Genomic DNA, 3808 nt, shown 5'->3' with positions numbered 1-3808 from the left:
GCGGACGTCGAGCTCGCCGCATAACCCCAACAAGACCGAATCACCCCAAACCCAGCAGGGGTGCCTTGACGAAGGACATAGAGGCACCCCCCCCCCGAGGGTCGGTGACCGACTGGAACTGGGCTACCCGGCTGCGGACTTGGTCCCGCGTGTCACCCGGGCCGAGGGCTTCCAGGCGGGGTGCCCGAGAGGCAGGAGCGGTGGCAGTGGACCGATCACCGTACAGACCCACCTCACCCGGACCACCCCTTGATCGCGACTCAATATGCGCCCTAGATTCGGGGTTGTTTGACTCTAGTGGGGACGCTGCGTGAACGGAAATTATCTCCAGGTGGCAGGAGGTGAAGCGCTCCGAGCCTGATGGAGGCTCTATTCCCTGCGCTGGTGCAGCAAGCTGCGCATTATTCAGTTTTCCAGGCGATTGGCACACCAGTGCGGTTTCGTGATCTATCCAGAGGGTTCGTCGGTGGATCATCGTCGGCAGTGGCCGCGTCGGGCTATTGCCTGGTGGCGTCTACGCCAGTTGGACCAGAAGGTTGTCTCCCATGACTGCGCCCCAGCCCCCAACCGTCGCCGATGAGTTGCGCGGTGCTGGCCTGCGGGTGACGGCCGCCCGTGTCGCGCTGCTCGAGACCGTCCGCGAAGGCGATCACCTCGACGTGGACGCCATCGCGTCCGGAGTGCGGGAGCGCGTCGGCCACATCTCCGTACAGGCCGTGTACGAGGCGCTGCACGCGCTGACCGCGGCCGGACTAGTACGTCGTCTCGAACCGCCCGGCTCGCCGGCCCGGTTTGAGGGACGCGTCGGGGACAACCACCACCATCTCGTGTGCCGTTCATGCAGCGTAGTCGCCGACGTCGACTGCGCGGTCGGCCACGCCCCCTGCCTCACCGCGTCCGACGACCACGGCTTCACGGTCGAAGAGACCGAGGTCATCTACTGGGGCCAGTGCCCCTCCTGCTCCACCGCCTGTACCGCAGCAGCGTGACCCGCCATTCGGAAGGATTTCCTCATATGTCTGAGAACACCTCATCCGAGGCGAAGTGCCCGGTCGCGCGCGACCGTTCCGCACACCCGACCCAGGGTGGCAGCAACAGCCGGTGGTGGCCGGAGCGGCTGAAGTAGTGCGGGAGGTCGTCGCGGAGTTCGCCGGCGTTCCGCGCCGTTTAGGAGCATCTGGAGGTGGTCGGGCGTGCGGTGTCCGCCGTATTCGGCCAGCTGCCAGCCGTTTTTTGCGACCGGCTGGCCCTAATGGTCCACGGATGTAGTCGTGCATCCTGCGATGCGGCTCAACGCGCCTGAAGCGGTGGCCGGTACGCAGGAACGGTTCCTCGAGTTCGTCGTTCCAGATCTCAACTGCATGCTCGTCGATCACGTCCGGTGGCCGCCCAGACCGTTGCCACTATCAGCGACGGCTGCACTCGATCGAGGTGCGGCGCGGGAAAGAGATCACAGGCCGGTCATCAGCCCTCTACACTCACCCGGACCGCCCCTGAACAGGGAAAACGTCAAAGTGTTGCTGGGGTACCTAGATCTCGGACAGGCTGGCGAGGCCCACGTATGGACCTTGTCGGCCTCGCGTGGTCGTATTCGCCGTCGAGCGCCTCGGCCGGGAGGCGCCGCTGCGCGGTCATCCGCCATCCGCGTACACGCAGCCGTTCCGGAAGGTCACTAATGAGCACCACCCCAACGACAGGGAGGAGTCGCGAACAGCTGTGACTCTAGACTCTATCTAGACTTATATTATATCTATTGTAGGATCAGAAATAGCTTTGGCCAAGAGACAGGATTGGTCAGGAAGAGCGCAGGAGACGGACGTGACACAGGGACCGCTTACGACCAAGGCCGGGGCGCCGGTCGCCGACAACCAGAACAGTGAGACGGCAGGCGTCGGGGGCCCGGTGCTCGTGCAGGACCAGCTGCTGCTGGAGAAGCTGGCGCACTTCAACCGCGAGCGCATCCCGGAGCGCGTGGTGCACGCCCGCGGCGCCGGCGCGTACGGCACGTTCACGGTCACCACCGACGTCACCCGGTACACGCGCGCGGCGTTCCTCTCGGAGGTCGGCAAACAAACCGAGACCTTCCTCAGGTTCTCCACCGTGGCGGGCAACCTCGGCGCCGCCGACGCCGTCCGGGATCCCCGCGGGTGGGCGCTGAAGTTCTACACCGAGGAGGGCAACTATGACCTCGTCGGCAACAACACCCCCGTGTTCTTCATCAGGGACGCCATCAAGTTCCCCGACTTCATCCACACCCAGAAGCGCGACCCGTACACGGGCAGCCAGGAAGCCGACAACGTCTGGGACTTCTGGGGGCTCTCGCCCGAGGCCACGCACCAGGTGACCTGGCTGTTCGGCGACCGCGGCATTCCCGCGTCGTACCGGCACATGGACGGCTTCGGCTCGCACACCTACCAGTGGAACAACGAGGACGGCGAGGTCTTCTGGGTCAAGTACCACTTCAAGACCGACCAGGGCATCAAGAACCTCACGCAAGCCGAGGCCAACCGGCTGGCCGGCGAGGACCCGGACAGCCACCAGCGCGATCTGCGCGAGTCGATCGAGCGCGGCGACTTCCCGACCTGGACCGTGCAGGTCCAGATCATGCCGGCGGCCGACGCAGCGACGTACCGCTTCAACCCGTTCGACCTCACCAAGGTGTGGCCGCACGGAGACTACCCGCCGATCGAGTTCGGCAAGCTGGAGCTCAACCGCAACCCGGAGAACGTCTTCGCCGAAGTCGAGCAGAGTATCTTCTCGCCGGCTCACTTCGTCCCGGGCATCGGCCCCTCCCCCGACAAGATGCTCCAGGGCCGCCTCTTCGCCTACGGCGACGCCCATCGCTACCGCGTCGGCATCAACGCCGACGACCTGCCCGTGAACTGCCCGCACACCACCGAGGCGCGCACCCACTCCCGCGACGGCCTACTGTACGACGGTCGCCACAAGGGCGCGAAGAACTACGAGCCGAACAGCTTCGGCGGGCCGCACCAGACCAACCGACCGCTGTGGCAGCCGGTCCCGGTCACCGGCGCCACGGGCGACTATCCCACCCCGGCCCACGCCGAGGACGACGACTTCGTACAGGCGGGCAACCTGTACCGGCTGATGTCCGAGGATGAGAAGGAGCGGCTGATCGCCAACCTGGCGGGCTCCATCGCCAAGGTCTCGCGCGACGACATCGTCGAGCGGGCGATCGGCAACTTCCGTCGGGCCAACGGGGACTACGGCAAGCGGCTGGAGGTCGCGGTCCAGGCTCTGCGCCGCTGACACAACTCCAGCACGGGACCGCTTGTCACGGGCGGGCCGGGCCCGCACGGAAGCCGGTCCGCCCGCTCCCTCAGACCAGCACTGCTGCCGGGCCGGGGCCCGACAGCAGGTGATGTCGCGTACCGCGGCGAGCGGTCATCTTCAGCCCCCAGCAAGCCTAAGGGCTTGCAGATCATCAACATGTCGTCTTGATCTGCTACTGGTGCCGTTGCTCAGGGCGATGACCCGGGCCTGGAGGGTTGCGAGGGCGCAGACGGGTGGTTGCCGAGCGTGACGCTGATGCCGTGTGCTTCGAGCAGAACACCACTTCGGCGCTCTGCATTACGCATGCCTCCTGGGTTCCGATATCCAAATCACCTGAGCCACTTTCCCCTGTGCCCGGCTTTCCCGGGCTCCCTGGCCGGTCGTTACTCCTGCGACTACTATTGGCTCTCCGTTACCTTCAGGGCCCCGGCGAGTGCCTGGATCGTCCCGGCCTGGGGTGTTGATCTCGGTGGTGGGCCCCGGAAGCAGGTGAACACGGCACCTGTGGATCATG

Annotated in this window: 2 protein-coding genes and 1 pseudogene; 2 read left to right on the top strand and 1 reads right to left on the bottom strand. The window is 65.8% G+C overall.

Annotated elements, in window-relative coordinates:
• The first annotated feature begins 545 nt into the window (after nt 1-545).
• Entirely contained in the window at nt 546-989 is a 444-nt protein-coding gene (locus ABZZ74_RS52900; RefSeq protein ID WP_356951268.1) for a Fur family transcriptional regulator, read from the top strand.
• A 563-nt stretch (nt 990-1552) separates the two neighbouring features.
• On the opposite strand, the pseudogene ABZZ74_RS52895 reads toward ABZZ74_RS52900, so the two are convergent.
• Nucleotides 1553-1677 (bottom strand): annotated as a pseudogene (locus ABZZ74_RS52895) (transcriptional repressor); the annotation flags it as partial.
• A 141-nt stretch (nt 1678-1818) separates the two neighbouring features.
• Here ABZZ74_RS52895 and ABZZ74_RS52890 point away from each other — a divergent pair.
• Entirely contained in the window at nt 1819-3270 is a 1452-nt protein-coding gene (locus tag ABZZ74_RS52890) for a catalase (RefSeq protein ID WP_356951267.1), read from the top strand.
• Nucleotides 3271-3808 lie beyond the last annotated feature (538 nt).

It is taken from the genome of Streptomyces sp. NPDC006476, from assembly GCF_040612015.1.
Taxonomy (GTDB): Bacteria; Actinomycetota; Actinomycetes; order Streptomycetales; family Streptomycetaceae; genus Streptomyces; species Streptomyces griseorubiginosus_B.
Note: the sequence above shows the minus strand (reverse complement) of the source record. Positions and strands in the feature narration are given on the sequence as shown.

Excerpts from the sequence above, each read along its gene's own strand:
- ABZZ74_RS52900 (WP_356951268.1), top strand. The coding sequence starts at position 546 with ATGACTGCGCCCCAGCCCCCAACCGTCGCCGATGAGTTGCGCGGTGCT.